At 65.8% G+C, this 25,779-nt stretch carries 23 protein-coding genes; 15 read left to right on the forward strand and 8 right to left on the reverse strand.

Going from position 1 to position 25,779, the window contains the following annotated elements; translation table 11 throughout:
• The first annotated feature begins 146 nt into the window (after positions 1–146).
• The 11 genes from FEF15_RS13100 (at position 147) to FEF15_RS13150 (ending at position 12,144) form a co-directional block, all read left to right on the forward strand.
• Positions 147–1,520, forward strand: coding sequence for an AAA family ATPase (locus tag FEF15_RS13100; RefSeq protein ID WP_163559621.1), 1,374 nt, complete (start codon positions 147–149; stop codon positions 1,518–1,520).
• Entirely contained in the window at positions 1,517–2,338 is an 822-nt protein-coding gene (gene cpaB, locus FEF15_RS13105; protein ID WP_163559622.1) for a Flp pilus assembly protein CpaB, read from the forward strand. The genes FEF15_RS13100 and cpaB overlap by 4 nt, the downstream gene beginning before the upstream one ends.
• A 229-nt stretch (positions 2,339–2,567) precedes the next feature.
• On the forward strand, positions 2,568–4,151 hold the full coding sequence (locus FEF15_RS13110) for a type II and III secretion system protein family protein (RefSeq protein WP_240454168.1): 1,584 nt from the start codon (positions 2,568–2,570) through the stop codon (positions 4,149–4,151).
• A 40-nt stretch (positions 4,152–4,191) separates the two neighbouring features.
• Positions 4,192–4,530 carry a hypothetical protein gene (locus FEF15_RS13115; protein WP_163559623.1) on the forward strand — a complete coding sequence of 113 codons (339 nt, stop codon included), beginning with the start codon at positions 4,192–4,194 and terminating at the stop codon, positions 4,528–4,530.
• A 57-nt stretch (positions 4,531–4,587) separates the two neighbouring features.
• Entirely contained in the window at positions 4,588–5,775 is a 1,188-nt protein-coding gene (locus FEF15_RS13120; protein ID WP_163559624.1) for an AAA family ATPase, read from the forward strand.
• A 273-nt stretch (positions 5,776–6,048) separates the two neighbouring features.
• A complete protein-coding gene (locus FEF15_RS13125) occupies positions 6,049–7,416 on the forward strand; it encodes a CpaF family protein (protein ID WP_163559625.1) in 1,368 nt (455 codons plus the stop codon).
• Complete coding sequence (locus FEF15_RS13130; protein WP_240454169.1) at positions 7,407–8,405, forward strand: type II secretion system F family protein; 999 nt, start codon at positions 7,407–7,409, stop codon at positions 8,403–8,405. Before FEF15_RS13125 ends, FEF15_RS13130 begins: the two co-directional genes overlap by 10 nt.
• 12 nt (positions 8,406–8,417) lie before the next feature.
• On the forward strand, positions 8,418–9,386 hold the full coding sequence (locus FEF15_RS13135) for a type II secretion system F family protein (protein WP_163559626.1): 969 nt from the start codon (positions 8,418–8,420) through the stop codon (positions 9,384–9,386).
• A 45-nt stretch (positions 9,387–9,431) separates the two neighbouring features.
• Positions 9,432–10,376 carry a tetratricopeptide repeat protein gene (locus tag FEF15_RS13140; protein WP_163559627.1) on the forward strand — a complete coding sequence of 315 codons (945 nt, stop codon included), beginning with the start codon at positions 9,432–9,434 and terminating at the stop codon, positions 10,374–10,376.
• A 29-nt stretch (positions 10,377–10,405) separates the two neighbouring features.
• A complete protein-coding gene (locus FEF15_RS13145) occupies positions 10,406–10,837 on the forward strand; it encodes a TadE/TadG family type IV pilus assembly protein (RefSeq protein ID WP_163559628.1) in 432 nt (143 codons plus the stop codon).
• Between the two features lie 2 nt (positions 10,838–10,839).
• Complete coding sequence (locus FEF15_RS13150; protein ID WP_240454170.1) at positions 10,840–12,144, forward strand: pilus assembly protein TadG-related protein; 1,305 nt, start codon at positions 10,840–10,842, stop codon at positions 12,142–12,144.
• Between the two features lie 134 nt (positions 12,145–12,278).
• Here the strand turns inward: FEF15_RS13150 and FEF15_RS13155 are convergent, their stop codons facing one another.
• Positions 12,279–13,163, reverse strand: a complete 885-nt coding sequence (locus FEF15_RS13155; protein WP_163559629.1) for a DNA-binding response regulator — start codon at positions 13,161–13,163, stop codon at positions 12,279–12,281.
• 430 nt (positions 13,164–13,593) lie between these two features.
• Here FEF15_RS13155 and FEF15_RS13160 point away from each other — a divergent pair, with 430 nt between their 5' ends.
• Together FEF15_RS13160 and FEF15_RS13165 are read left to right on the forward strand one after the other, a co-directional pair.
• Positions 13,594–14,769: an NAD(P)/FAD-dependent oxidoreductase gene (locus tag FEF15_RS13160; protein WP_163559630.1), complete on the forward strand. Its 1,176-nt coding sequence runs from the start codon at positions 13,594–13,596 to the stop codon at positions 14,767–14,769.
• A gap of 66 nt (positions 14,770–14,835) precedes the next feature.
• Complete coding sequence (locus FEF15_RS13165) at positions 14,836–15,489, forward strand: TetR/AcrR family transcriptional regulator (protein ID WP_163559631.1); 654 nt, start codon at positions 14,836–14,838, stop codon at positions 15,487–15,489.
• 157 nt (positions 15,490–15,646) lie between these two features.
• Here the strand turns inward: FEF15_RS13165 and FEF15_RS13170 are convergent, their stop codons facing one another.
• The 5 genes from FEF15_RS13170 to FEF15_RS13190 all read right to left on the reverse strand — a co-directional run bounded on the left by FEF15_RS13170 (position 15,647) and on the right by FEF15_RS13190 (position 18,242).
• On the reverse strand, positions 15,647–16,102 hold the full coding sequence (locus FEF15_RS13170; protein ID WP_163559632.1) for a DUF4149 domain-containing protein: 456 nt from the start codon (positions 16,100–16,102) through the stop codon (positions 15,647–15,649).
• 18 nt (positions 16,103–16,120) lie between these two features.
• Positions 16,121–16,438 carry a YqjK family protein gene (locus FEF15_RS13175; RefSeq protein ID WP_163559633.1) on the reverse strand — a complete coding sequence of 106 codons (318 nt, stop codon included), beginning with the start codon at positions 16,436–16,438 and terminating at the stop codon, positions 16,121–16,123.
• A complete protein-coding gene (locus FEF15_RS13180; RefSeq protein WP_163559634.1) occupies positions 16,416–16,820 on the reverse strand; it encodes a phage holin family protein in 405 nt (134 codons plus the stop codon). Before FEF15_RS13180 ends, FEF15_RS13175 begins: the two co-directional genes overlap by 23 nt.
• Positions 16,820–17,152 (reverse strand): DUF883 family protein, encoded by a 333-nt coding sequence (locus FEF15_RS13185; RefSeq protein WP_163559635.1) that lies wholly within the window; start codon positions 17,150–17,152, stop codon positions 16,820–16,822. The genes FEF15_RS13180 and FEF15_RS13185 overlap by 1 nt, the downstream gene beginning before the upstream one ends.
• A gap of 67 nt (positions 17,153–17,219) precedes the next feature.
• A complete protein-coding gene (locus FEF15_RS13190; RefSeq protein WP_163559636.1) occupies positions 17,220–18,242 on the reverse strand; it encodes a phospholipase A in 1,023 nt (340 codons plus the stop codon).
• A gap of 249 nt (positions 18,243–18,491) precedes the next feature.
• Here FEF15_RS13190 and mscK point away from each other — a divergent pair, with 249 nt between their 5' ends.
• Entirely contained in the window at positions 18,492–21,821 is a 3,330-nt protein-coding gene (gene mscK / locus FEF15_RS13195; protein WP_240454172.1) for a mechanosensitive channel MscK, read from the forward strand.
• A gap of 3 nt (positions 21,822–21,824) precedes the next feature.
• Here the strand turns inward: mscK and FEF15_RS13200 are convergent, their stop codons facing one another.
• Positions 21,825–22,589 (reverse strand): TlyA family RNA methyltransferase, encoded by a 765-nt coding sequence (locus FEF15_RS13200; RefSeq protein ID WP_163559637.1) that lies wholly within the window; start codon positions 22,587–22,589, stop codon positions 21,825–21,827.
• A 79-nt stretch (positions 22,590–22,668) separates the two neighbouring features.
• Between FEF15_RS13200 and FEF15_RS13205 the strand changes: the two genes are divergently transcribed.
• On the forward strand, positions 22,669–23,706 hold the full coding sequence (locus FEF15_RS13205) for an AbrB family transcriptional regulator (protein ID WP_240454171.1): 1,038 nt from the start codon (positions 22,669–22,671) through the stop codon (positions 23,704–23,706).
• 1 nt (position 23,707) lies between these two features.
• On the opposite strand, the gene FEF15_RS13210 is transcribed toward FEF15_RS13205, so the two are convergent.
• Positions 23,708–25,741 (reverse strand): hypothetical protein, encoded by a 2,034-nt coding sequence (locus FEF15_RS13210; protein WP_163559655.1) that lies wholly within the window; start codon positions 25,739–25,741, stop codon positions 23,708–23,710.
• Positions 25,742–25,779 lie beyond the last annotated feature (38 nt).

The following is a 25,779-nucleotide window of genomic DNA, read 5'->3' on the forward strand; positions in this document are numbered from 1 at the left end:
GAAAAATCAGGGTCGAGGTGCGAGGGACAAGGGAAGGAAAGGAAAAAGAGCAGGAACGCGGGAAGCTAAAGCTGGAAGCCACCAGCGGCCATTGCCAGGCCATTCGATCGCAAGATAACGGTTTGTAACGAAACGTGAGGTCGTCCATGAACCAGGAAGCGCCAACCTTCCACAACGTCACCGCCGGCGGTACGGCGGCCCGGCGGGCGCCGCGCCCCGGCACGGTGGCGGAGACCGGGCTGTCGCTGCTGTATCTCGGCGACCTGCTGGTCAAGCAGCTCTTCGAGCAGGGCGTTCTCGACCTGCATCAGCTGAGCCGCGAAAGTGCGCTGTCCGGCAGCGTGGTGGAGGAGGTGTGCCGCTTCCTGCGCGAGGAGGGGCGCGTGGAGGTGCGCGGCCAGGGTGAGGCCGGGGCGCTGCGCTTCGGCCTCACTGACCGCGGCCGCGCCTCGGCGCTGGAGGCCTTCAACCGCGACGGTTACAGCGGCAAGGCGCCGGTCACCCTGGAGGCCTACAGCGAGCGGGTGCGTGAGCAGGCGCTCTCCGAGGTGGGCATCCAGCGCGAGACGGTGATGGCGGCCTTCGCCGACACCGTGATCGACCCGGCGCTGCTCGACCAGCTCGGCCCGGGGCTGCACTCCGGCCGCGCCATGTTCATCCACGGCCATGCCGGCACCGGCAAGAGTTATATCGCCCGGCGCCTGGTGCGGCTGCTGGAAGGGGAGGTAATGGTGCCCCACGCCATCCTGGTGGGCGGCAAGGCGGTGCGCTGCTTCGACCCCGCCGTGCATCAATCGCTGGAAGACCCGCTCGAGGCGGCCCCCTCGATGCAGCTCTACATGGAACACGGCCACGACCCGCGCTACGTACGCTGCCACCGCCCCTGCGTGGTCACCGGCGGCGAGCTCACCATGGAGCGGCTCGAAGTGCAGTACGACGGCGCCACCCGTATCCACCAGGCGCCGGTGCAGTTGCTCGCCAACAACGGCATGCTGGTGATCGACGACCTGGGCCGCCAGCGCATGACGCCCACCGAACTCTTCAATCGCTGGATCGTGCCGCTGGAGGAGCGTCGCGACTTCCTGGCGCTGTCCAACGGCTACCACTTCAGCGTGCCCTTCGACGTGGCGCTGGTCTTCTCCACCAACCTCGACCCGCTCTCCTTGGCCGATGCCGCCTTCCTGCGCCGCATCGGCTACAAGATCCGCTTCGCGCCGCTGGAGCGCGAGGCGTACCTCGCCATCTGGCAGCAGCAGTGTCGCACCCTGGGGCTGCCCTTCGAGCAGGGCCTGGCGGAATTCGCCATCGACGAACTGCACGAACGCCACGGCATGCCGCTGCTGGCCTGTCATCCGCGCGACATCCTGAGCCTCGCCCAGGACCAGCTCGCCTACCAGGGGCGCGAGGCGCCGGATCGCGAGATCCTGCGCTGGGCCTGGCAGACCTATTTCGGTGACTTCTCCGACGCCGCCAGCGGCGCGACCGGAGGCGCCACCGCCAACCGGAGGGACGCATCATGAAACGCAAGGGTATTTTCGCCATGTTCGCGCTCTCGCTGATCATGGCGCTGGGGGCCGCCGTGGTGGCCATGAACTGGATGCAGGAGCAGGACGGCGACAATGAGGCCCTGGCCGACGCCACCCAGGTGGTGGTGGCCGCGCTCCAGGTGCCGTTCGGCACCACCGTGCAGGCCTCCGACCTCAAGATGGTCACCATGCCCAAGGACGTGGTGCCGCCCAACAGCTTCAACGATGTCGAGAAGGTAGTGGGGCGGGTCAGCAACCAGGTGATCTACCCCGGCGAGGTGGTGCTAGAGGGGCGGGTCTCCGAACACCTGGGTGGCAGCGCCCTGGCGGCACTGCTCGACCCCGGCATGCGGGCGATGAGCGTGCGGGTCGACGACGTGGTGGGGGTCGCCGGCTTCCTGCTGCCGGGCAACCGGGTCGACGTTCTCTCCACCAAGCGCAACGGCAGCCGCGACAGCGTCGAATCCAAGACCGTGCTGCGCAACCTCAAGGTGCTGGCCGTGGACCAGATCGCCAGCCAGGAGCGCGACGGCCCGGTGATCGTGCGCGCCGTCACCGTGGCGGTAACCACCAAGCAGGCCGAGACCCTGGTCAAGGCCACCCAGGAGGGCAAGGTGCAGCTCACCCTGCGCAACCCCCTGGAGAAGGAGGAAGAGAACGACATGATGGTGGCGCAGCGCTCGGTGCTCAACCTGCCGGAGCTGGAGAAGCGCGACGAACCCGCACCGCCGCCGCGGCGTGCCGCCCCGGTACAGCGACGGGTGGACGTGCTGCGCGGCACCCAGATGAGCTCCGTCAACGTACGCAACTGAAGATGTAACGAAATAAACGCTGGTGGAAAGGAGGTTAGTGGGAGGGAGCTTCAGCTCGCGAAGCAGCGCGCAGCGCTGCCAGGAGAAACCAGGGCGCCTGCGGCGCCTTCGTCGAAGCGTCGAACCGCCGGCAGAGCCGGCCTCCCACAATGCCTTCGTCCGGTAAACCGGCCTCCCACAATACAGCGGCTGGATTCGTAGAAGCTTATTAAAGCAGGGGAGAATCGCCATGATCATCAACCACAACCGCTCGGGACGCCATGGAGCCATCAAGTGGCTGTTCCTGACACTGGTGGCACTGCTGGCGGCAGGCTGGGGGATGGAGCTGCCCGCCCAGCAATCGGATCCCACCCGCCGCGTTTCCATGCCGCTGGAGGGGCGGTCGGTCTCGGTGGCCGTGGCGATCGACAAGGGTCAGGTGCTGGAATTTCCCCGTCCGGTGCGGGTGGTCTCGGTGGGCAACCCCGAGATCGCCGACATCGTGGTGATGGGCTCTCGGCAGCTCTATGTACTCGGCAAGTCCACCGGCACCACCAACGTGGTGCTGTGGGACCGCTCCGAGAACGTCGAAGGGGCGCTCAACGTCACCGTCACTCACGACCTGGAGACCCTCAAGAGCAACCTGCACGAGCTGCTCCCCGGCGAGAGTATCCAGGTGCGTTCATCCCAGGACGGGATCGTGCTCAGCGGCGAGGTCTCCAGCGCCGAGCGGCTGGAGACGGCCATGCGCCTGGCCAACCGTTACGCCGGCGGCGAGGAGGGCACGGTGCTCAACCTCATGCAGGTGGGCGGCGCCCAGCAGGTGATGCTCGACGTCAAGGTGGCGGAGGTGTCGCGCTCGCTGGTCAAGCGCCTCGAAGCCAACTTCAACGTCTTCAATGTCGGCTCCTCGGCCTTCCGTGCCGGCGCGGTCAGTGGTGGTGCCAGCTTTCCGGATGCCGTCTTCGAGGGGGCTGAAGGCTTGGGTGGCCGGATGCCGGTGTTTGATGGTGGCACGCCGATCGGTCCCGTCGTCGATGAGTTTGCACCGGCCACTGCCACCATCGAGGACACCGGCATCTTCGCCAGCTACCAGCGTGGCGACTACCTGCTCAACCTGGTGCTGGATGCCGCCAGCACCGAAGGGGTCGCCAAGATCCTCGCCGAGCCCAACTTGACCACCCTCACCGGCGAGCCGGCACGCTTCCTGGCCGGGGGCGAGTTCCCCATTCCCGTGCCCCAGGGCGACGGCCAGGTGGCCATCGAGCACAAGGAGTTCGGCGTGGGCCTCGGCTTCCTGCCCGTGGTGCTGGACTCCGGCGCCATCAACCTCAAGGTGGATGTCTCGGTCTCCGACCTGGTGCCGGCCAACAGCCTCCAGGTGGGGGTGGGCAGCGGCGTGAGCACCCAGTTCTTCGTGCCCGCGCTCACCAAGCGCAGCGCCAGCTCCACGGTGGAGCTGGCCACCGGCCAGACCATCGCCATCGCCGGCATGCTCAACGAGAGCCTGCGCGAGAACGTCTCCAAGCTGCCGGGCCTGGGCGAGGTGCCGGTGCTCGGCGCGCTGTTCCGCAGCCAGGAGTTCATCAAGGAGCAGACGGAGTTGGTGATCTTCGTCACCCCGCGCCTGGCGCGCTCCTTTGCCCCGGAGCAGGTGCGCCTGCCCACCGGCTCCTTCGTGCCGCCGAACGATCTGGAGTTCTACCTGCTGGGCAGCTTCCAGCCCGTGGAGGAGGGGGGTACCCCGCGGCCGCGCCCCAGTAGCTTCGATCTGGAGCTGATGTCGAGCCGGCCGGAAGGCGGCACCGAAGGGCGTTTCGGTCATGATCTCTGATCGCCGCCTATCCACTTCGCCCAGCCAGGGAGAGCGCACCATGACTCGTTTCCACGCAACCCGTTTTCACATACTGAACGCAGCCACTTCCCGGAACAGCGATACCCGCTCCGAGAAGAACGATACCGAGCGGTTCGCGGTTTGCAGGCTGGCGGTGTCCGCCGTCGCCCTGGCCCTTGCGATGACCGGCTGCATGGCGCCACGCCCGGGGGCTGACCTGCCGGCCTATGGCGACAGCGTGCGCCACACCAAGGCGATCCAGACCTACGAGCCCGGCGACGAGGTGCCGCCACTGCACGGCGCCAAGGCGGCCGAGGCCATGCGCATCTATCGCCTCCCGCCGGCCGGCGGTGGCCAGGCGCCGAGCTCGAAGCAATGAAGGGAAACACGTTGATGCGCCATTCGATGACAGCGGCAATGAGAGGCAGGTGAAACGATGCGCAAACGGCTCGAGATACTGCTGGCGGGAAGGGCGAGGGGGGAACTCCAGGCCCTGGAAAGCTTGCTGTGCAGCCAGGGCGACATCCAGGTGACCTCCCGGCTGATGGTCAACGGCCACGTCGACCCGCTGGAGGGGGTTGCCCCGCTGCCCGATGCCCTGGTGCTGCTGGTGGGCGATCACTGGGAGGCCGAGCTGACGGCGCTGTGCGAGCGCCCGGCTAGCGAGCGGCCGCCGCTGCTGGTGGTGGGGCCGAAAGGCAACGTGGAGCTGATTCGCCTGGCCATGCGCGCCGGGGCCCGCGATTTTTTCTCGCCGCCCATCGACGACAGCGAGATCATCCAGTTCCTGCGCGAGCTGTCCCGCGACCGCCTGGAAGACCCCGGCCACGAGGCACGCACCACGGCGGTGATCAACGCCAAGGGCGGCTCCGGCGCCAGCCTGGTGGCGGCCAACCTGGCCCACCGCCTGACCCGGCAGGAGCGCAGTACGGTACTGGTGGACATGGACGTGCAGTTCGGCTCGCTGCCGCTCTACTTCAACCTGGTGCCCGATCACGGCCTGGTGCGGGCGCTGGAATCCGCCGACAGCCTCGATGCCCTGGCACTGGAGGCCTATCTGCAGCGTCATGGCAGCGGCCTTGCGCTGCTGGCCTCGTCGCCGGGCGACCATCTGAGCCTCGGCGAGGTACCCGAGAACCGGGTCGAGCAGCTGCTGCAGGTGCTGGCGAGCGCCAATGACGAGGTGGTGATCGACCTGCCGCGCTGGCTCAACGGCGCCACCGCCTGCGTGCTGGAGCGCGCCGACCGCGTCTTGATGGTGATGCAGCAGAGCGTGGCTCACCTGCACGATGCCCAGCGCCTGCGCGACATCCTCGTCCACGAGCTCAGGATCTCTCCCTCGCGAATCAGCGTGGTGGTCAACCGCTACGACAAGAAGAGCGACGTCAGCCTGGACGCCATCGGCGATGCCCTGCCGGGGCTGGCGCGGCGTACCCTGCCCAACGACTTCAAGCGCGCCTGCCACAGCATCAACGTAGGCAGCCCGCTCCACGATATCGCCCCCAAGGCACCGCTGACGCGCCAGTTCAAGGCACTGGCCGAAGCGCTGGATACCCCCTCGCCGGGTGCCGGGGCGGGCAGAAAGCGCTCGCTGCTGGGCTGGGCCCTGCCGAGGCGACACTGAGAATGACTATCAGGTGGGAGGGGCCTCGTGGGAAGGAGCTTCAGCTCGAGGAGGAAGTAGGTGGGAGGGAGCTTCAGCTCGAGGAGGAAGTAGGTGGGAGGGAGCTTCAGCTCGCGAAGCAGCGCGCAGCGCTGCCAAAAGGGCGCCTGCGGCGCCTTCGCCCGGTAAACCGGCCTCCCACAGAGCCGGCCTCCCACATAAGGAGATTGCTACCAAGCTGGCGTCACGAAAAACAATGATCGGGACTAGGAATCATCCACCAGGAGAACGGCCATGAACCTGCGAGAGCGCATGAACCCAGGAACCGAAGGCGACCTGCGAGCCGGGTGGGCCAGCCGTGGCGCCGTGCGCCTGTCTCGCGAGGAGCAGGAGTACAAGCAGCAGCTCTTCCGCAAGCTGGTCAAGGTGATGGACCTCACCCTGCTGAGCACCCTGGAGGAGCGCGAGGCGCGGCTTCAGGTGCAGCAGGTGTGCGAGTCGCTGATGAGCAAGGAGACGCTGCCCTTCAACGCCGGGGTTCGCCAGCGCATCGTCACGGAGCTGCAGGACGAGGTGCTGGGCCTGGGGCCGCTGGAGACGCTGCTCGCCGACAAGACGATCTCCGACATCCTGGTCAACGGCACCACGCCCATCTACGTGGAGCGGCGCGGCAAGCTGGAGCAGACGGCGCTGCGCTTCGACAGCGACGCCCACCTGATGACCATCATCGACCGTATCGTCTCCAGCGTGGGCCGGCGCATCGACGAGTCTTCGCCCATGGTGGATGCCCGCCTCAAGGATGGCTCGCGGGTCAACGCGGTGATTCAGCCGCTCGCCATCGACGGCCCCATGCTCTCCATTCGCCGTTTTGCCGTGGAGCGCCTGGGGGTCGAGAGCCTGGTCGAGTACGGCAGCCTCTCGCCCGAGATCGCCCGCCTGCTGGAAAAGGTGGTCCAGGCGCGCCTCAACGTGCTGGTTTCCGGCGGCACCGGTGCCGGCAAGACCACGCTACTCAACGTACTCTCCAGCTTCATTCCCCACGACGAGCGCATCGTCACCATCGAGGACTCGGCGGAGCTGCAGCTTCAGCAGCCCCACGTGGGGCGCCTGGAGACGCGCCCGCCCAACATCGAGGGCAAGGGGGAGATCAGCCAGCGCGACCTGGTGCGCAACAGCCTGCGCATGCGCCCCGACCGCATCGTGGTGGGCGAGGTGCGCGGCGGCGAGGCCTTCGACATGCTGCAGGCCATGAACACCGGCCACGACGGCTCGCTCACCACCGTTCACGCCAACACGCCGCGCGATGCCCTGACGCGGATCGAGAACATGGTGGCCATGAGCGGTTACCAGCTTCCTCCCCAGGCGCTGCGCTCGCAGATTGCCTCGGCCATCGACGTGGTGGTGCAGATCGAGCGTCAGGAAGACGGCGTGCGCCGCCTGGTCAGCGTGCAGGAGGTCAACGGCCAGGAGGGCGAGATCATCACCATGTCGGAGATTTTCCGCTTCGAGCGCGAAGGCCTCGATGCCGACGGCAAGGTGGTGGGCCGCTACCTGGCTACCGGCGTGGTGCCGGGCTTCCACGATTACCTCAAACGCCGCGGGCTCGACCCGGGCCTGGAGATCTTCCAGAACACGGGGGGAGGTCAACGGTCATGGATCTGAGCAGCCTGATGGACATCCAGATCTCCGATCAGACGATCGTCATCGGCATGGTGTTCATCGCCGTCTTCCTGCTGATGCAGAGCTTTCTGGTGCCCGCCTTCGGCGAGAATCGCCAGGCGCAGAAGCGGCTCAAGAAGCGCCTGCGGGCGATCTCCGGTGAAGGGCAGCAGGGCGGCGCTTCATTGATCCAGAGCAAATACTTGAGAAAGCTCTCGCCGCTGGAGCGCGCCCTGGAACGGCTGCCGGGCATGGCCCGCATTCACCAGCTCATCGAGCAGGCGGGGCAGGAAACGCCCGCCTACCGGGTGGTGCTCTACTCGGTCTGCCTGGGGGGCATCAGCGGGGTGGCGGGCTACCTGCTGCTGCCCCAGCCAGTGCTGGGCATTTTGCTCGGAGTGGGCGTGGCGGTGTTCCCATTTGTGCGACTGATGCGGGCGCGCAAACGTCGTTTGGCCCGCTTCGAGGAGCAACTGCCCGATGCGTTGATCATCATGGCCCGGGCGCTGCGTGCCGGCCACCCCTTCAGCGATGCCATGCACCTGGTGGCGGAGGAGCTGGCCGAGCCTATCGCCGGCGAATTTCGTATCGCCTTCATGGAGATCAACTACGGCGGCGATGTGCGGGGCGCCCTGCTCGGGATGTTACGGCGCGTGCAGAGCGTGACGGTGATGATCTTTATCACCTCGGTGCTGATCCAGAAGGAGACCGGCGGCAACCTGGCCGAGCTGCTCGATAACCTGGCCGCCGTGGTGCGCGACCGTTTCCGCTTCCAGCGCAAGGTGCGCACCCTCTCGGCCGAGGGGCGGATGGCTGGCTGGATTCTCTCGCTGCTGCCCTTCGTCCTGGGGGGAGTCCTCATGCTGGTCAACCCGGATTTCATCCCGATGCTCACCGAGGATCCATTGGGGCGTCAGTTGGTAGTGGCCGCCTTCGTGATGGTGATCATCGGGATTCTGTGGCTGCGCAAGATCGTGCGTGTCGAGGTTTGAGGAGGGCGTGAGATGGATACCGTACTGGTTTGGATGCAGCCCCTGAACGAATGGCTCAATGATCCCGCAGCGGCGCAGATGGGCTTCGCCGCCCTGCTGGGGTTGGCGATCTTTGCCCTTCTCATCGCCATGACCATGGTGGTGATGGGGCTCTCCGATCCGCTGCGCCGGCGCCTGCGCAGCCTGGAGGCGAGCGGTGCCGGCGGTGCGGCAAACTCGGAATCGGGCCTTCGTGAATGGCTGGGGCCGATGGGGGAGCGACTGGTGCCCACCGAGGAAGAGGCCAGGAGCCGCATTGCCCGCGATCTTCGTCGGGCCGGTAAGCGCTCTCCCGGGGCGGTCAACCTCTTCTTTGGTGTGCGTCTGCTGCTCACCGTCGTGCCGCCACTGGTGATGCTGATCGTACTGCCCTTCCTGCGCATGCCGCTGAATATTGGAGCCTTGCTGATTGCTTGCCTGGCGGTGGCCGGCTATCTGTTGCCACGTTTCTGGCTGGACCGCGCCATCAAGCAGCGCTCGAAACTGATCAGTCGCGGTCTGCCGGATGCCCTGGACCTGCTGGTGGTGTGCAGCGAGGCGGGGCTGGGCCTGGGGGCGGCCATCCAGCGCGTGGCGCGCGACCTGGAGATCAGCCACCCGGAGCTGGCCGACGAGTTGCATATTTATGGCCTGCAGACCCGCGCGGGCATGGATAACAAGACGGCACTGCGCGACCTGGAAGAGCGCACCGGCGTCGACGACATCCGCGGCCTGGTGACCACCCTGCTTCAGAGCATGCGCTTCGGTACCAGCCTCGCCATGACACTGCGGCTCTTCGCCGTGGAGCTGCGCGACAAGCGCACCCAGCAGGCCGAGGAGCGAGCCGCCAAGGTCAGCACCAAGATGCTCTTCCCGTTGATCTTCTGCATCCTGCCCAGCTTTTTTGTGGTAACGCTGGGGCCACCGCTTTTGGGCGCCATGGCGGCGCTTGCCGGGCGCTGATCCTGGCCAATTCGTTGTACTCAACAGAGCCCCAGGGAGAGTCACATGAAATTTGCACTCAAGAAACCGGTTGTCTGTCTTGCGCTGGCCCTGACGCTTGGGGGCTGTGCCAGCAACGCTCAGCGGCAGGTGGGCGCAGACCCCTATGCAGCGCTTGCAGAGGGCAATTCCTCGGTGGAGTACAGCACGGCCTTCCCCGTCGGCTCGCCGGAGGAGGCCTATCGAAACGGGGCGGCAGCGCTACGCGCGAGCGACCCGGATCGGGCACTGTTCGAGTACCTGCGTGGCCTGCGCATGGAGAAGACGCCCCAGGCCGATCCGCTCTATCGCATCGGCATCATCCATCACGGCCGGGGTAATCACGACCTGGCCGAGAAGGCCTACCGCTGGGCGCTGGAGATCGACGACAGTCACGTGGGTGCCCACACGGCGCTGGGCGTCGCCCTGCTCGAACAGCGGGACTATGACGCCGCCGAGCAGCAGTTGCAGCCGCTGGTTTCGCGTGGTCGTGCTCCTTGGCAGGCGCATAACGCCCTGGGAGTGATCGCCGATATTTGGGGTGACTATGGCCAGGCCCGAGGCCACTACGAAACAGCGCTGGAGGCGAGCCCCCAAACCCCACTGGTGCTCAACAATCTGGGCTATTCGCGCTACCTGGCCGGCGACTGGGATGGCGCCCGCCAGTCGCTGCGCCGCGCGGTAAGCGCCAACCCCGGCTACGAGCTGGCCTGGCGGAACCTGGGACTGGTTTACGCCCGCGAGGGCGACTTCGAGACGGCGGTAGAAGCGGTGGCCCGAAACGGCGACCGTGCCAAGGCCTACAACGACATCGGCTACATCTCGATGCTGGAAGGGCGCTATGACGACGCCATGGGCTTCTTCGAGGAGGCCATGCGCCTGTCGCCTGCCTATTACATCACCGCCAGCCAGAACGCCAAGAATCTGGACAATTTGATGCGGCGTAACGGCAGTCGTCAGTCCGCCAACTAAGGCATACCTGCATACAGGGAGGGGCGACCATGAAAAGGGCGCGCTCGTTACACAAGCAGCAAGGGGCTGAGGTTGTAGAGTTTGCAATTACATCATTTGCTTTATTCCTTATTTTATTTGGAGTAATTGAGTTGAGTGTTGCCTTGTATGACAAAGCGGTGCTGACCAATGCTAGTCGGGAGGGAGCCAGGACAGGGATATTATTTCGTCCAATGCCCCGTGACCTTGTAGCTGAAGACGATGCCATAGAACAGGCAGTAAAAGACTACGCTGAACAGTATTTGATATCGCTAGGTGGTCCTGCGGAAATGACGATTGATATCACCCGATCTGATATGAATATGACGCCGGGTAGTGACGTCACTGTCACCGTTGACTATCCCTATAAGTTCCTTCTTCTGCCAGGAATCGTGGGTGAGTTAATCGAGATTCAGGCTGTCACCAGCATGCGGGCGGAATAGTCATGAAAAACTATAACATGATAAACGTTGATGATCGCTGGTTAGGACGAAAGAGGCAACAGGGTGTATCGGTTGTGCTAGTCGCTGTTTCTCTCGTCGTTTTGTTGGGCTTCATGGCCTTGGCGGTAGATGTCGGTAACCTTTATGTGGCAAGAAATGAGCTTCATAACGCAGCCGATGCTGGGTCCTTGGCGGGAGCCAGGCAGCTTTACATCACGGTTGACGATCCGATCAATGGAACTGAAGTCAAGATCAATGATGGGACTGATCCTTATGATGGCGTCAACTACTTGAGTGCAGAGGGGTGGGCCACGCAGGCTGCCCAGTCCAATGGCAGCCAGGGGGAAGCCGCGGAAGTCATCAGCGCGAGGCGCGGGCACTGGAGCTTCACCAATCGAACCTTTACGGCAAACCCTTCCACGGAGGTGGTGGACCTGCATGAGCGTACGACGGACGAGTTGGACCTCGATACTAACTTCATCAATGCCGTGGAGGTGGTCACGGCGCGTCAGCAGTCCCCTGTGGAAACGTTCTTTGCCAGCGTGCTGGGTATTGATGACGTGGATGTCTTGGCCCGTTCGGTGGCCTATATCGGTTTTGCCGGTACGCTGCGACCGGAAGACGTCGATCAGCCCATCGCACTATGCAAGCAAGCCCTCATGAATCCCGGCGGAAACTACTCTTGCGATGTCGGGCGATTTATCCCCGAGGGGGATCAGACGGGGGGCTGGACCAACTTCGAGCACGATGATAGTGGTGCCACTAATGCCAAGGAAATACGCGATTTAGTGGAAGGCGATGGTAACGAAAACGAGATGTACTTTGGTGAGGATATTGCCACCAACAATGGCCAGGTCCAGTCGGCTTTTGATGCTTTCTATGACCGCTGGGTCGATGAGACCAGCCGCGAAGTCACCTGGACGCTGACGCTGCCGGTGATCGACTGTGAGTCGGGCGTGGCGCCACAAAACGCTTTAGTAGGAGCTGTCACTGTGCATATCGTCTGGGTCGTCAGTAATGCCCAGGAGAACAAGATCGATGAGTTTGCCCCCGAGAAAATGGGGCTCGCTCCCGATTCGGAGGATGTCGAGTGGCCCGGGCAGTGGGAGAATGCCAGCACGGATGGGGAAGAGCGCTGGGATGACTTCGTGGATCACTTCGAGCTCCAGTTCGAGAATGGCGATCCGGCCGACTGGCGCAAGATGAGCATCTATTTTCTGCCCAGTTGCAGCGTCCACGAACCCAAGGGCCAGACCGGCGGCGAGAACTACGGCATCCTGGCACAGATTCCGGTGCTGGTGGACTGATGGTCGGCATTCCTGCTCAACAGAACGCCGGCAAGGCGGTGGCCTCGCCGGCGCTCCTGTTGCGTGATCTTTCCCAAGAACCGTGCCCCAGAACCGTGGAAGCTTTCCCCCTGGCGCTTGCACGCTTCGTAACTTCAGGGGTTGAGCGACTTCAGCAGCGGGGGGAGCTCGGGCAGTGCGGCTGGAGGGGAATTGGGGCGCTCGGTTTTCGCCCGTGCGTTGGCCGATTCCGTGGCCTCCAGCCGGTAGCTGGAAGGGGGCTTGCCGACGTAGCGCTGGAAGGTGCGGGTGAAGTAGGAGAGGTCGCGAAAGCCCACCGTGAAGCACACATCGGTGATGGTGACCTTGGGGTTGGCCAGCAAGCGCATGGCTTCGTTGATGCGCCGGTGCATCAGGTACTCCTGGAAAGTAATACCGGTCACGCGCCGGAAGAAGCGGCTGAACTGAAAGGCACTCTGTCCGCAGAGGCCGGCGACCTCCGCCTGAACGATCTTGCGGTGCAGGTTCTGGTCGATATACGAGACGACCCGTTGCAGTTTTGCCTGGTCGTCGCCAGGGGCTGAACAGTAAAGCCGTGCCTCCGGCGGAATGTGGTTCTTGACCTCGGCCACTGGCCGGTTGGTGGCCTTGGCTTTTTCTGGCAAGCGTGCGTCGTACAAACTGGCCATCACCTCCAGGAAACGTGTCATATCGAAGGGTTGCACGAAGTAGTCCCATACTCGGGCACGAAACGCCCAGACGGCCAGGTGCTCGGAGTGGGCCTGGGTGATCATCAGCAGGGGAATGGTGGGGAAGGCCTTCTTGGCTTCGCGCAGGCTGCCGAGGCCTTCGAGATCCGGGTAGTCGAACTGGAAACAAGCGGCGATGGGGGGCCGCTGCTTCATCTGGGGGATGGGATCCTGCCCCGGGGCAATGATTTCAAGATGATACCCTTGCCGCTTCAAGGCCTGGTGGTATTCGTCATCCAGTGGTTCCTGAATGGTTCGCAGCACAATGAGCATGTAGTCATGAGGTACCATGAATTTCTCCCTGCGCTCAGCCGGTACCGTACGACGAGACGATAATCCTATCGTCCGAGTGCGGTTCCGATGCGTACATGTGACGTTCTTTTTTTATGGGGCTTGCCGTGTTTATTGTTGAGTTTTTTTAATTCTTCTATTTTTCAGACAGTTAGGTGTCAATTGTGCCCCGGTCCGTGACCTGTTGGGTAGCGAGCTCATGCTCATTGTAGTTCAGGCCATCAAGCTGCAAGTATGAGAGGACTGATAAAAAAGCGTGGAATGGCTCTCTTGATGTTACCAAATGTAATTTCTCGGTAAGCATAGCGTACGGTACTCAGCGTGCCAATCAAAAAGCACCAACACTGACATCACCTCGAGCCGGTGACCTGAGCCGAGGGAGACGAGCTGCTACAATCCCCGCCCTCGAAGCAGCGGGCGGGAGAGAGGCATGACCTACGACGTGGTGGTGATCGGCGCCGGAGCCGCCGGGTTGATGTGCGCGCTCACCGCCGGTTACGCCGGACGGCGGGTGCTGGTGGTGGATCATGCCAACAAGGCGGGCAAGAAGATCCTGATGTCCGGCGGCGGGCGCTGCAACTTCACCAACCTGGCCTCCACGCCCGCCAATTTCTTCTCGAACAACCCCCACTTCTGCATCTCGGCGCTGAAGCGCTACCGGCCCGAGCACTTCGTCGAGCTGGTGGAGCGTCACGGCGTGGAGTACGTGGAGAAGGCGCCGGGCCAGCTCTTCTGCGCCCATTCCGCCAAGGAGCTGCTCGGCGTGCTGCTCACCGAGTGTGAGTGGGCCGGCGTCGAGCTTCGCCTCAAGACCGCCGTCGAGTCGGTGACGCCCGTGGGGGAGGGCATGCGCCTTGAAACCTCCCTGGGGCGCCTCGACTGTGGCGCCCTGGTGGTGGCCACCGGCGGGCTCTCCATCCCCACCCTGGGCGCCACCGGCTTCGGCTACGACCTGGCGTGCCAGTTCGGGCTCGAAGTGACCCCGACTCGCCCGGCGCTGGTGCCGTTCACCCTGAGTTCGCCGTGGAAGGCGCGCGCCGCCGACCTGGCCGGGGTGGCCTGCGAGGTGGCGGTGACCTGCCGTGGCGGCCGCTACGCCGAGCCCATGCTCTTCACCCACCGTGGGCTCTCCGGGCCGGCCATGCTGCAGATCTCCAGCCACTGGCAGCCCGGCGACGAGCTGCGGATCGACCTCTTGCCCGGCCGGGACGCCTTCGAGGCGTTGGCCCGGGCGCGCCGGGAGACGCCCCGGCGGCAGCTCTCCACCTGGCTGGCCGAGCAGCTGCCCAAGCGCCTCGCCCAGGCGCTCACCGAGTGGCACGGCGACGACGGCGTGCTGGCGGACTTCAGCAATGCGCGGCTCGAGGGCTGGGCCCGGGCGCTGGCCGAGTGGCGGCTCAAGCCCGCCGGCACCGAGGGCTGGCGCACCGCCGAGGTGACCCTGGGCGGCGTCGACACCCGGGCGATCTCCTCGAAGACCTTTGCCGTGGCGGGGCTGCCGCCGCTGCGCTTCATCGGCGAGGTGCTCGACGTGACCGGCGAGCTGGGCGGCCACAACTTCCAGTGGGCCTGGGCCAGCGGGGTGGCCTGCGGCAACGCCCTGTAAGCCCATCAGACCGGTTCCCATGGTCTATGCTCGTGTTGGGAGCTGTGTTCGAGGGAGAGCCGTGCCATGACCATGATCGCCGTAGACCGCTCGTCGAATGTCGAGATGGCGTCCCTTGTCGAGAGCGTCGTCGACGAGGCCGTCCACCAGGCGGAATCCCAGGGCTGGCAGGCCGTGCGCCTGACCGAGGTAGCCCGCGCGCTCGAATTGCCCATGTCGGTGGTGCTTGGGGAGTTCCGCGACCTGGACGCCGTGGCCAACGCCTGGTTTCGGCGCGGCTGGCGCGCCATGCTCGCCGAGAAGCCGGCCACCTTTGCCGACTGGCCGGAGCGGGTGCGTATCGAGCACTGCCTGATGGCCTGGTTCGACGCCTTTGCCGCCCATCGCCGCGTTACCCTGCAGATGCTGCGCACCAAGGCGCACCTGCCGCACCTGCATACCTGGACCCCCCTGCCTTTCGACCTGTCGCGCACCGTGCAGTGGCTGCGCGAGGCGGCGCAACTGGAGGCGCGCTACGGCAGCCGTCGCGCCCAGGTCGAGGAAGTCGCCCTGACCAGTCTGTTTCTGGCCGCCCTGGCCGTGTGGGCCACGGACAGCAGCGAAGGGCAGCGGCGCACGCGGCGCTTCGTGGAGAAACGCCTCGATCACGGCGAGCGGTGGATGAAGTGGGTGCCGATGCCCAGGCACAAGGCGCGAACGCCCGTCTCGGCAACGCTATAACGCTTTGTCTGAAAACTGCCTGCGCTCGGTCATACGGCGTTAAAAATCGGCTCAAAGTACTCATTTACACCACGTAAACTCCGTCTTTTCACCGATTTTTGCCTTGTCTGACCATCGCTCGACGACTTTTCGGACAAAGCTAAGTGCGCGCACTCCCTCAGAAGTAGCGGCCGCCGCTGGCCACCACCACGGTCACCAGGCCAAGGATCAGGTTGAGGCCGACCAGGCGGCGGATGCGTCCCAGGTGGTTGCCGCCCTCGGGCCAGCTCTTGGCCTGCACGGCGGCATGCAGTCGGGGGTAGGGAACGAACCAGATGTAGGCGAAGATCGCCATCATCACCAGGCCGATGGCAAGCATCAGGTGGATGTGCCAGCGTGCCGCGGCCATGCCACCGAACACGCTGAACAGCATCCACAGGCCGGTGGCAAGCAGCACCGCCACCGCCGCCCATACCCAGGGGAAGAAGCGCTGGAACACCCGTGCCCACAGCGTGAGCCGCTGGGGCGGATCGAGCAGGCCTGCCGCGACCGGACGCAGGACCATCCAGGCGAGAAACATGCCCCCCACCCAGATGACGGCGGCGAGCAGGTGCAGGGTGATGGCGAGCGGCATGGACGGTCTCCTCGATGATCAGCGGACGAGCCGAAGCAGGCGTCGCGCGCGATTAACCAGCAGGGCAGCGGCCACCGCCCGGCGGGCGAGGCGTACCAGGCTATGCGGATGACGCGCACCCTGAAACAGGGCCACGCCGCCTGCCGCGATGAAAGCGGTCTTGAAGCGCATCAGGCTGTGCCAGCCGTCGTCGATCGGTCGGCTGGCTTCGCGCAGGCGATGGGCGTCGACGAGGATGTCGATGCGCTGTTGCTCGATGGTGGCGAGCAGCCGGGCCTTGCGTTCGGCTCGGCTCGGGCGGGGGGATGGCGACTCAGCGGGTGGGCGTGTCGTCACGGCGTCTCTCCGCCAGTTCACGGTCGGTGGCGAGCTGGGTCAGGGTCTGCTTGAGCAGGGTGTGGCGGCGGGCCTGGGCGCGTGCCACCAGGGCCAGCAGCAGGCTGCCGCCGATCAGCGCGCCGGCGCTGATGCCCATGGCGGCCAGGCGGTGGCTGTCCCAGAAGAAGACCGCCACCAGCAGGACGAGCACGGCCAGGCCCAGCAGCAGCATCACCAGGCTCGCGCCGATCAGCAGTAGCAGGGTGACGACCCGGGCGCGCTCTTCCTCCAGTTCCACAACGAGCAGCTGAAGGCGTGTCTCGCCGGCGGCAACGAGACTGCCGAGCAGCCGCTTGACGGCCTCGAGCAGGCGGTGTGCCGGTCCTTGGCTCGATGCCATCAGCGCCGCCCGATCAGCATGCCGATGACCACACCGACGGCGGCGCCGATACCGATGCTGGTCCAGGGATTCTCGTGGACGTAGCGGTCGCAGGCATCGGCCTGCTGGGTGACGCTGTCACGGGCCTCGCCGTAGAACCGCTCGCCGCGCGCTTCTAGCCGCTCGCGGGTGTCCTTGAGGCGCTGCTCGGCGCGCTCGCGCAACTCCTTGATGTTGCTGCGGGAGTCGTCGGCAGTGGCGCTGACCAGCTCTTCGATGGTGCGCGACAGGTGGTGCAGGTCTTCCTTCAGCTGCTGGGTGCTTGCGTCGGTATTGGGCGTACGAGATGCCATGACAGTCTTCCTCTGACGATGAATGACAGGCTCAGCATAGCAGTCGCCGTATCGAGTTCAATTGAGCTTACTGTGCCGAGCCGCTGCCGGAGAACAGTGGATTGATGCTGAAGCCGAGGCTCAGGCGCTGGTTGCGGTAGTCGTAGTCGATGAGGCTCTCGCCGTAGCCGTAGTAGTACTGCACATGGCCGCGGATATTGCCGAACAGCGGCCAGGAGTAGTCGACCTGGGCGCCCATGTGGCCGGCACCGGGGTTGCCGCGCACCATCAGGCTGGCCTCGGCATCGCCCTCGAGGCGCCGGGCGAGGGTGATGTCGCCATAGCCCATGTAGCGGTGGATGTCGGGGTTGTCGTCGTCGCTCGAGGATTCCGGCACCCGCCAGTGCGGCGCCAGGTTGAGGGCCCAGTCGCCGCGGCGGAACAGGCTCTCCAGGTAGAACCGATTCCAGCTGCGCGACAGCTCGCCGGACTGACCGTTGGACTGGTGGTTGAACGCGATGCGGTTGCGAGAATTGGTCCAGCCGAACAGGCGCCAGGCGTTGTCGAAGGAGAGAAAGACCTCCGGTTCGTAGTTGGTCTCGCGAAACGGCGAGGAGGAGTCGGCGTTGTAGGCCTGCCACCAACTGCGCTGGGTATAGGCGAAATACAGGTCGCCCTTGTCGCCGAACAGGTCCTCCACCATGTTCACCTTGACGCTGAACTGGTACTTCACCTCGAAATCTTTGGGGCTGTTGCCGTTGGTAACGGCAGCGAAGTTCTGGGTCTCCGGGTCGTGGCTGTAACTGAGGGGCAGCAGGTAGTTGCGACGGTGCGAGGTGATGGCCAGGGGATTGCGCGTCGATTCGCGCTCCAACTGGCGGCGCTGGGCGATCTCCTCGCGGGTTGCCTCTTCCTCCCTGTCGAGGGCGCCGCCGTTCTCCTCGGGCAGGGTTTCCAGCTGGCGCTGCAGTTCGGTCAGCTCTGCGTTGAGCGCTTCGATGCGCGCCTCGATGGCAGCGCGGTTGGCTTCCGTTCCCGGTTCGGCGGCCAGAGCGGCACCGGTCGTGGCCAGCAGGAGGGCAACGAGCAGGGCAGGGCGAACGGGACTCATGAGTGTCTGCCTCCGTGGGTGGAGATTCCGTTCTAACACGCCGGCCGGGCAAGTCAACCGTATACGCACGGCGACAGAGGGCTTGCGCCCTGTAACAGGAGGATTGCCTCGCCGGCTCATGAGGCCGAGAATCGGCAACGGTTTTTTCGTCATTGCCGAGGTCGCACCTTGAACGCCCGTCCTGTTGCTTGTTTCCTCTCCCTGTCGCGATCAGCCGGCGGGCTGTTCCTGGCTCTGTGGCTGCTGGGTTTGTGGGGGTTCACCCCCTTCGTCGCCGCCCAGGAATTGCCCAGCCGAGAGGCTCTCGAGTCGCGGCTCGAGTCGCTCCAGCCAGCAGAGGGCGAGACCCCGAGCGAGACGGCCCAGGCCGACATTGACGCCCTGCAGGGGGCGCTCGATGCCTTGGGGCGGCTAGAGGCAGTGCGCGAACAGCGCGAGCAGTTGGAGGCGCGAGTCCGTGAGGCCCCCGATGAACTGCAGCGCTTGCAGCAGGAACTGCGCCGCATGGAGCAAAGTTCGCAGAATGAGACGGTAGAGGAGCTGGAGGCACTCTCCCTAGAGGCGCTGCAGTCCCGCCGCGAGGAGGCCGGTGTCGAGCTGTCGCGGCTCCAGGACGAGTTGGCGGATGTTTCGTCGCGGCTGCTCAACGCACAGACGTTGCCGGAACGCGCCCAGCAGTCGATCAGCGAGGCCATGCAGCGCCAGGATGAGGTGCGTCGTCAATTAGCGGAACTGGGCGAGCGTCAGGTACCCGAGGACGATCCGCGACGCGTTCGCCTGCGCATAGAACGTGAGCTGGCCGAGCAGACGCTGCAACTGCACCAGCGTCAGCTGGCTACCAACACCCGGCTGCGCGAGCTGGACCAGGTACATCGCAACCTGCTCGAACGTCAGGTAGCCAACCAGGAGGCGCGGTTGACGCTGCTGCAGGGGATCATCGACCGCCGCCAGCGTGAGCAGTCGGAGCAGGCCATCGCCGCGGCGGTGAGTGACGAGGAGGGGGTGGTCGGCCACCCCGTGGTGACCCGTGCCCAGGAGATCAATCGCAACATGAGCCTCGAGTTGTTGCAGGCCACCGATCAGGGCAACCGCTTGGTGCGTGAGGGGCTCGAGATCCGCCGTCAGCTCGAGCGAGTGCGCCAGCTGCAGCGCACCCTCAATGAGCAGATCGATGCCATCCGCGGCAGCATTCTGCTGTCGCGCATCCTGCGCGAACAGCGTCAGTCGCTGCCGCGGGTGGAGGAGCGCCGCGGGTTGCAGGACGAGATCGCCGACCTGCGCCTCAAGCAGTTCGAGCTAGGCCGCCAGCGTGACGACCTGCGCGAGGGCGAACAGCTCGCCCGTCGTCGTCTCGAGGAGGCCGACGCGGAAGCGTCGCCGGAATTGATCGATTCGCTGCTCACCCTCTACCAAGGGCGCCGCGAGCTGGTGGACCAGCTCGAGCAGGCCTATGGCGAAATGCTCAGTGCCGCCATCGACCTGCAGCTTAACCAGCAGCAGCTGCTGGCGACGAGCGATGAGTTGCGGACCACCATCGACGAGCAGCTGTTCTGGATCGCCAACGCGCGCCCGCTGGACCTCGCTTGGCTGAGCAGCCTGACCGACAAGCTCATGCTGGAGTGGCGTGAGGGTGAGTGGCGCGAACTGTTGCCCGGCCATTGGGCACTGCCGGACGCCCGAGCGTTGGCCGGTTTGCCGGTCCTGCTGTTCGCCGCCGGCCTGGCGCTGAGTCGGCGCCGTATCCAGCGTCGCCTGGGGCAGCTCCACGAGGAGATCGGCCATCTCAAGCACGACACTCAGGGTCATACGCCCCAGGCGATTGCGCTCAATGCGCTGCTGGCGCTTCCTGGTCCGCTCTGCCTACAGGCGGCCGGGTTGGCCCTGCTGCTGGGCACCGGCGGATTGGCCGGCGATGTCGGTGAGTCGCTCTTGCACCTGGCGCTGGCCTGGGCGGTGATTGCCTGGGCGCGCCGGCTGCTGGTGGCCGACGGTGTCGCCATTCGTCACTTCTACTGGCCGTCCGGCTATGCGGTAAGACTGCGCTGGTGGCTGCTGTGGCTGGCGGTGACCCTGGTGCCGGTACTGCTGATCGCGCCGCTGGCGCGTGGGGCGGAGATCGAGCTCTCGCAGCGTCCCTTGGCGCTGGGACTGCTGTTCGCTGGCCTGCTCGGCCTTAGCGTGGTGCTGGCCAAGCTGATCCTGGCCCATACCCCCTTCTTCGGCGTCAAGCTGTTCCGCCTGGTGCTGGGGCTTGCCTTGGCGATGGTGCCCCTGGTGCTGGTCGGCCTGATCGCCTACGGCTACGAGTACACGGCGCTGAGCCTAGTGGGGCGTTTCGTCATCACTCTCTACCTGCTGGGGCTGTGGATCCTGGTGGAAGCGGCAGTGGTGCGCGGCCTGGCCGTGGCTGCACGGCGGCTGGCCTATCGCCGGGCGCTGGCGCGCCGACGCGCCCAGGTGCAGGAGGGAGCCGAAGGAGGCCTGGAAGTGGTCGAGGAGCCGCCGCTCGACATGGAGCAGGTCAATCAGCAGTCGCTGCGCCTGTCCAAGCTGATTCTGCTGATCGGCTTCTTCGCGGTGCTCTACCTGGTGTGGTCCGATCTCTTTGCGGTGCTCGGCTACCTGGAGCAAGTCACCCTGCTCGAGCCCGCCGCAGGGGAGGGCGCCGAGGTGGTGGCGAACATGCTTTCGGTGGCCGATCTCTTCACCGCGCTGCTGGTCGTGCTGCTGACGTTGATGATGGCGCGCAACCTGCCGGGGCTGCTGGAGGTGAGCGTGCTCTCGCGCCTCGAGCTCAAGCAGGGCAGCGCCTATGCCATCACCTCGCTGCTCTCCTATACCATCATCGGTACGGGGGTGGTCACGGCGTTGGGTACCCTGGGCGTGGCCTGGAGCCAGCTGCAGTGGCTGGTGGCGGCGCTGGGTGTGGGCCTGGGCTTCGGGCTGCAGGAGATCTTCGCCAACTTCGTCTCGGGGCTGATCATCCTCTTCGAGCGGCCAGCGCGCATCGGTGACACCATCACGCTCGGCAATCTCACCGGCACGGTGAGCAAGATCCGCATCCGCGCCACCACGGTGACCGATTTCGACCGCAAGGAGATCATCATCCCTAACAAAACCTTCGTTACCGACCAGCTGATCAACTGGTCGCTATCGGACACCATCACCCGAGTGGTGCTCACCTTCGGCGTGGCCTATGGCTCCGACCACCGCCTGGTACATCGCCTGCTGCGTGAGGCCGCCGACGAGAACCCGCGGGTGCTGACCGACCCGGAGCCGCAGGTCTTCTTCATGAGCTACGGCGAGAGCACCCTGGACTTCGAGCTGCGCATCTTCGTCAACGGTCTGGGCGACCGGCTCTACGCCACCGACGAGATCAACTGCCGGGTGGGTGAGCTGTTCGCCGAGCACGGCGTCGATATCGCCTTCAATCAGCTCGATGTCTGGCTGCATCGTGCCGACGGCACGGCACGGCGCGTGGAGAGCGCGTCCAGCGGGCAGGTGATCGATCCGGCCCATCCGCCGCCCGGTGCCAAGGGCGACCCCGGCGATATCGATGCGGGGGATGCGGGGCGCTGATCTTCATGCCTTTACGGCGTGCAGCAGAAACTCGCGATTCCCGTCGCCGCCGCGCAGGGGGCTTTCCTGCCAGTGGCACACGCGAAGGCCGTACTCGGCGCAGCAGGCGCGAATGCGCGCCTCCACCTCGGGATAGCGGGCGGGATCGTCGACCAGGCCACGGGCGTTGACCCCGCCCGGGCCCACTTCGAACTGCGGCTTGACCAGGCTCGCCAGCTCCCCGCCGGGCGGCAGCAGGGCGGCCAACTGGGGCAGGATCAGCGTCTGGGAGATGAAGGAGACGTCCATCACGGCCAGTGCCGGCCCCGTGGCGCCCTGGGCCGCGAAGGCCTCGTGCAGGCGCGGATCATCGGTCATTGCCCGGGCGTTGAGTCCCTCCAGGCAGGTCACCCGCGCATCCGCGCGCAGCTCGGGGGCGAGCTGGTCGTGGCCTACCTCCACGCCGATCACGTGGCGGGCGCCGGCATGCAGGGCGCAGTCGGTGAAGCCGCCAGTGGACTGCCCCACGTCCAGTACCAGCCTGCCGGTGAGGTCAAGTCCCAGGGCCTCGATCAGCGCTTCCAGCTTGAGCCCGGCGCGCGAGACGTAGCGTTCCTCCGGCTCTTCGGCCACCACGAGAGGCGTTTCATCGGGAAGCTTCTCGCCGGGCTTGGTGAGTGCCCGCCCCGTCTCGGCCAGGCTGACACGGCCGTGGTGGATCAGGCGCTGGGCGCGGGTGCGCGAGCGGGCCAGGCCCTGGGCGACGAGCAGTTGATCGAGGCGGGGCATGTGGTTTCTCCGGCTGCCGGAAGCGACGGCGCCAGTATGGCATACTGTATTAGTTAGCCGGTTAACAGAAGGAGCCACCGTGGGGCGACGTGACGCAAGGGCGCTGGCCATTTCGCTGGGCGTGGGCGCCGTGGGGGGCGGACTGTTTCAGCTTATCGGCCTGCCGCTGGCCTGGATGCTGGGCCCGCTGGTTGCCAACCTGATCGTTGCAGCCCGGGGCGTCGAGGTGCGTGTACCCGAACGTCTGCGCGAAGTGTTCCTCGGCGTGCTCGGCCTGGTGCTGGGCAGCCAGGTGACGCCCCAACTGGCCGAGAGGGTGTTCGACTGGCCGCTCTCGGCGGCGTTGCTACTGGCAGGGGTGGCGGTTTCCACGAGCGCGGCGGCGGCCTGGTATCGGCGCTGCGGCTTCGATTCGGTGAGCGCCTGGTTCGCTTCGGCGCCGGGGGCGATGACGGCGATGATCCTGATGGGCGAGAAGTGCGGCGGTGACCCGCGACGCATCGCCATCGCCCAGTCGCTCCGCGTGGTGCTGGTGGTGTTGATCCTGCCGCCGCTGTTCTGGGTCTGGGAGGGGGCGAGCGGTGGCGAGGTGGCCGCCGCCGTGGACCCCGATCCGGCGTCCCTGTGGATGCTGCTGGCGTTGCCGCTGCTGCTTCCGCTGGGACGCTGGCTGCGCCTGCCCACGCCGGCGCTACTCACGCCGCTGCTGGTGGCCGGCTTGCTGTCGGGCTTGGATATCGCCAGCCTAGAGTTGCCCGACTGGGGGCTCAGCGGCATGCTGTGGGTGCTGGGCAGCGCCATCGGCTCGCGCTTTCGTGGCCTCTCCTCGCGGCGTCTCGCGCGCTATGCGTTCCAGGCGCTGGTCGCAACCCTGGTGGCGCTGGCGGTGCTGGCGCTGTTTGCCGAGCTGATCCACCACCTGGTCGGGGTGCCACGGGACGTGGCGCTGCTGGCGCTGGCGCCCGGCGGCATTGGCGAGATGGCGATCTTGGCGGTGGCGCTGGAGCTCGACCCGGTGTTCGTTGCCTTTCACCACCTGCTGCGCATGGTGGTGCTGATGCTTGTCGCGCCGCTATGGGCACGCTTCCTGCCGCTGCCCCAGCGCCCCGGCCGCTGATTCACTCCCTGTCGGGCGCCTGCCCGGCGTTGGCCTGCAGGTCGGTGGGCGGTACCCGGTCCGCGCCCCAGCTGCGGTGGATATAGCCGGTCACCCGGTCGAGCTCCTCCTGGCTGACCTGGGCCAGTTCGCCCCGCTCCAGCGGGTCGTAATGGAAGATATAGAGCCGCGAGGCGAACTGCTCGAAGGGCAGCGACGATTCGCCGAAGCGCTCGCCGTGGCCCGCCGTGCTCACCTTGATGCCGTCGCCCCAGTCCTGGCCGCTGTCGTTGTTAGGGTTGAAGAAGTACACCCGCATGGTGTCGGTCGGGTCGAGGGATGCGCGTAGCACCGTGATGGCGTGCCAGCCGATGAAGCGGGCGGCACTGTCGGTGATGGCGATGCCTGCCGGCTGGGGGTGGATCAGCGGCTGATTGCCGTTGTAGTAGGGGTGATAGCTGGCATAGAAGTGGCGCAGGAAGTCGTCCAGCTCGTGAAGCTGGCCGGTTCCCACGTCGACGTTGATGCGAAAGCCGCGCCCCGACCACCAGCCGTGGAACTCCGGGTTGACCCAGCGATGCGGGTCGCCTTCGCGGCCGATGCAGCGACGTCCCATTTCGGCATAGATGCGGTCGAGATGTGGCACCACGATCAGCGATACCGGGTCGAGGTCCATGGGCAGGCTCTGGGCCACGCCGGAGAGGCTGGCCATGGAGGAGAGCGGCATGCCCTCGAAGTGCATGATGATGTCGTCGTCGCGAGCCGCCCAGGCCACCATCTGCAGCAGGTAGTCGGGGTCGTTGTAGGCCCACATCGACAGCGCTCGGGCCGACTGGCAGGTGGGGTTATTGCCCTGACCCACACCAAGAGGCAAGCCGAGCATGCACAGCACCCCCTCGAGCAGCCGGGCCCGGGGCGAGGTATCCTCGCCGAAGGCGAGATTGAGGCGTGCCTGGGACCACTCCGACAGCGTCAGCCCCAACTGGCGCCACATCGCCGGGGCCACCGGCGGCTGGTAGAGGATGCCGCGTTCCAGCATCAGCGCCAGGCCGTAGACCGCCTGGGGAGTGGCCGGATAGACCCCGCCCCGAATCAAGGCGTGGACCAGCTCGCGATAGCACAGCAGGCAGTCGCGGCCGGTGGAGGAGAGCCCCATCGCCTCGGCCAGCAGGTGGTCGCTGTGGTCCAGCAGGTAGCGCAGCAGCACGGGATGATAGGCAGAGACCAGACCGGTGTCGTGCATGGCCCTGGCGAACCCCGTCGCCTCACCCTGCAGGGCGGTGCTGTCCATGCTGGAGAGTCGCTCTCGGTACACCTCGATGCCCGGGTCCTCGCGGCAGGCCCGCGTGGGCCCGAACAGGGAGCTGACCAGGCGGTCGGCGCCCTGGCCGCTGGCCCCCAGGTCGATCTCGGGATTGGCCTGGCAGATGGCGATCTGGGTGATCATCTGCTTGACCGATTCCACCTGGATGGGACGCTGCTGGAGGATGCGCCAGATCTCCTCGATCAGCTGATCGATCACGTGCTCGTAGCCGATGCGCTCGGCCAGGTGCTGGAAGAGATTGCGCGGCAGCTGGGCCAGCCGCCCCTGGGTTTCGCGCTCGGCCTCGGTGGGCGCGCCGAACAGCAGCCACAGGTTGATGGCCATGGTCTGGGTCAGGTAGTGGTGCGCCTGCTCCTCCGAAACCTGGGGGTGCAGGTAGTTGCCCTTGGCCACTGCCAGCAGCCGCAGCTCGCTGAGCGCCTCGATCACCACGGTGTTGGGATCGGCGCTCTTCAGGGCATAGGTGGTCAGGGTGGGCACCAGGTACTGGGGGGTCTCCCAGTCGGAACCGACGAAGACCCCGGCCTTCTCCAGGGTTTGGGCGCGCGCCTCCATGGCGGCACAGCCACCCGGCTGGAGCATGACCCGGCGAGCGGTATCCAGCACCCGGGGCAGCTTGCCGGGCTTGGCGAACTCGCGTGCCTCGCCCAGCAGGGTGATCGCCTCGTCCAGCTTCTGGAGCAGTCCGAGCAGCTTGCTATTGTCGGCCGGCGCATCACCACCCGGGTTCATCTCATCATGCGTCGTCACGCCGACTCCTCGTCTTCAGG

The organism is Halomonas sp. NO4 (assembly GCF_010994375.1).
Taxonomy (GTDB): domain Bacteria; phylum Pseudomonadota; class Gammaproteobacteria; order Pseudomonadales; family Halomonadaceae; genus Halomonas.

What these genes read in the sequence shown, in the direction of transcription:
- FEF15_RS13155 (WP_163559629.1), bottom strand. Translation starts at nt 13,163, where the DNA reads ATGGTACCTCATGACTACATGCTCATTGTGCTGCGAACCATTCAGGAA.
- FEF15_RS13180 (WP_163559634.1), bottom strand. Translation starts at nt 16,820, where the DNA reads ATGGCATCGAGCCAAGGACCGGCACACCGCCTGCTCGAGGCCGTCAAG.
- FEF15_RS13125 (WP_163559625.1), top strand. Translation starts at nt 6,049, where the DNA reads ATGAACCTGCGAGAGCGCATGAACCCAGGAACCGAAGGCGACCTGCGA.
- FEF15_RS13150 (WP_240454170.1), top strand. Translation starts at nt 10,840, where the DNA reads ATGAAAAACTATAACATGATAAACGTTGATGATCGCTGGTTAGGACGA.
- FEF15_RS13110 (WP_240454168.1), top strand. Translation starts at nt 2,568, where the DNA reads ATGATCATCAACCACAACCGCTCGGGACGCCATGGAGCCATCAAGTGG.
- FEF15_RS13140 (WP_163559627.1), top strand. Translation starts at nt 9,432, where the DNA reads ATGAAATTTGCACTCAAGAAACCGGTTGTCTGTCTTGCGCTGGCCCTG.
- FEF15_RS13200 (WP_163559637.1), bottom strand. Translation starts at nt 22,589, where the DNA reads ATGCCCCGCCTCGATCAACTGCTCGTCGCCCAGGGCCTGGCCCGCTCG.
- FEF15_RS13210 (WP_163559655.1), bottom strand. Translation starts at nt 25,741, where the DNA reads ATGAACCCGGGTGGTGATGCGCCGGCCGACAATAGCAAGCTGCTCGGA.
- FEF15_RS13170 (WP_163559632.1), bottom strand. Translation starts at nt 16,102, where the DNA reads ATGCCGCTCGCCATCACCCTGCACCTGCTCGCCGCCGTCATCTGGGTG.
- cpaB (WP_163559622.1), top strand. Translation starts at nt 1,517, where the DNA reads ATGAAACGCAAGGGTATTTTCGCCATGTTCGCGCTCTCGCTGATCATG.
- FEF15_RS13160 (WP_163559630.1), top strand. Translation starts at nt 13,594, where the DNA reads ATGACCTACGACGTGGTGGTGATCGGCGCCGGAGCCGCCGGGTTGATG.
- FEF15_RS13135 (WP_163559626.1), top strand. Translation starts at nt 8,418, where the DNA reads ATGGATACCGTACTGGTTTGGATGCAGCCCCTGAACGAATGGCTCAAT.
- FEF15_RS13115 (WP_163559623.1), top strand. Translation starts at nt 4,192, where the DNA reads ATGACTCGTTTCCACGCAACCCGTTTTCACATACTGAACGCAGCCACT.
- FEF15_RS13185 (WP_163559635.1), bottom strand. Translation starts at nt 17,152, where the DNA reads ATGGCATCTCGTACGCCCAATACCGACGCAAGCACCCAGCAGCTGAAG.
- FEF15_RS13120 (WP_163559624.1), top strand. Translation starts at nt 4,588, where the DNA reads ATGCGCAAACGGCTCGAGATACTGCTGGCGGGAAGGGCGAGGGGGGAA.
- FEF15_RS13100 (WP_163559621.1), top strand. Translation starts at nt 147, where the DNA reads ATGAACCAGGAAGCGCCAACCTTCCACAACGTCACCGCCGGCGGTACG.
- FEF15_RS13190 (WP_163559636.1), bottom strand. Translation starts at nt 18,242, where the DNA reads ATGAGTCCCGTTCGCCCTGCCCTGCTCGTTGCCCTCCTGCTGGCCACG.
- FEF15_RS13145 (WP_163559628.1), top strand. Translation starts at nt 10,406, where the DNA reads ATGAAAAGGGCGCGCTCGTTACACAAGCAGCAAGGGGCTGAGGTTGTA.
- FEF15_RS13130 (WP_240454169.1), top strand. Translation starts at nt 7,407, where the DNA reads ATGGATCTGAGCAGCCTGATGGACATCCAGATCTCCGATCAGACGATC.
- FEF15_RS13165 (WP_163559631.1), top strand. Translation starts at nt 14,836, where the DNA reads ATGACCATGATCGCCGTAGACCGCTCGTCGAATGTCGAGATGGCGTCC.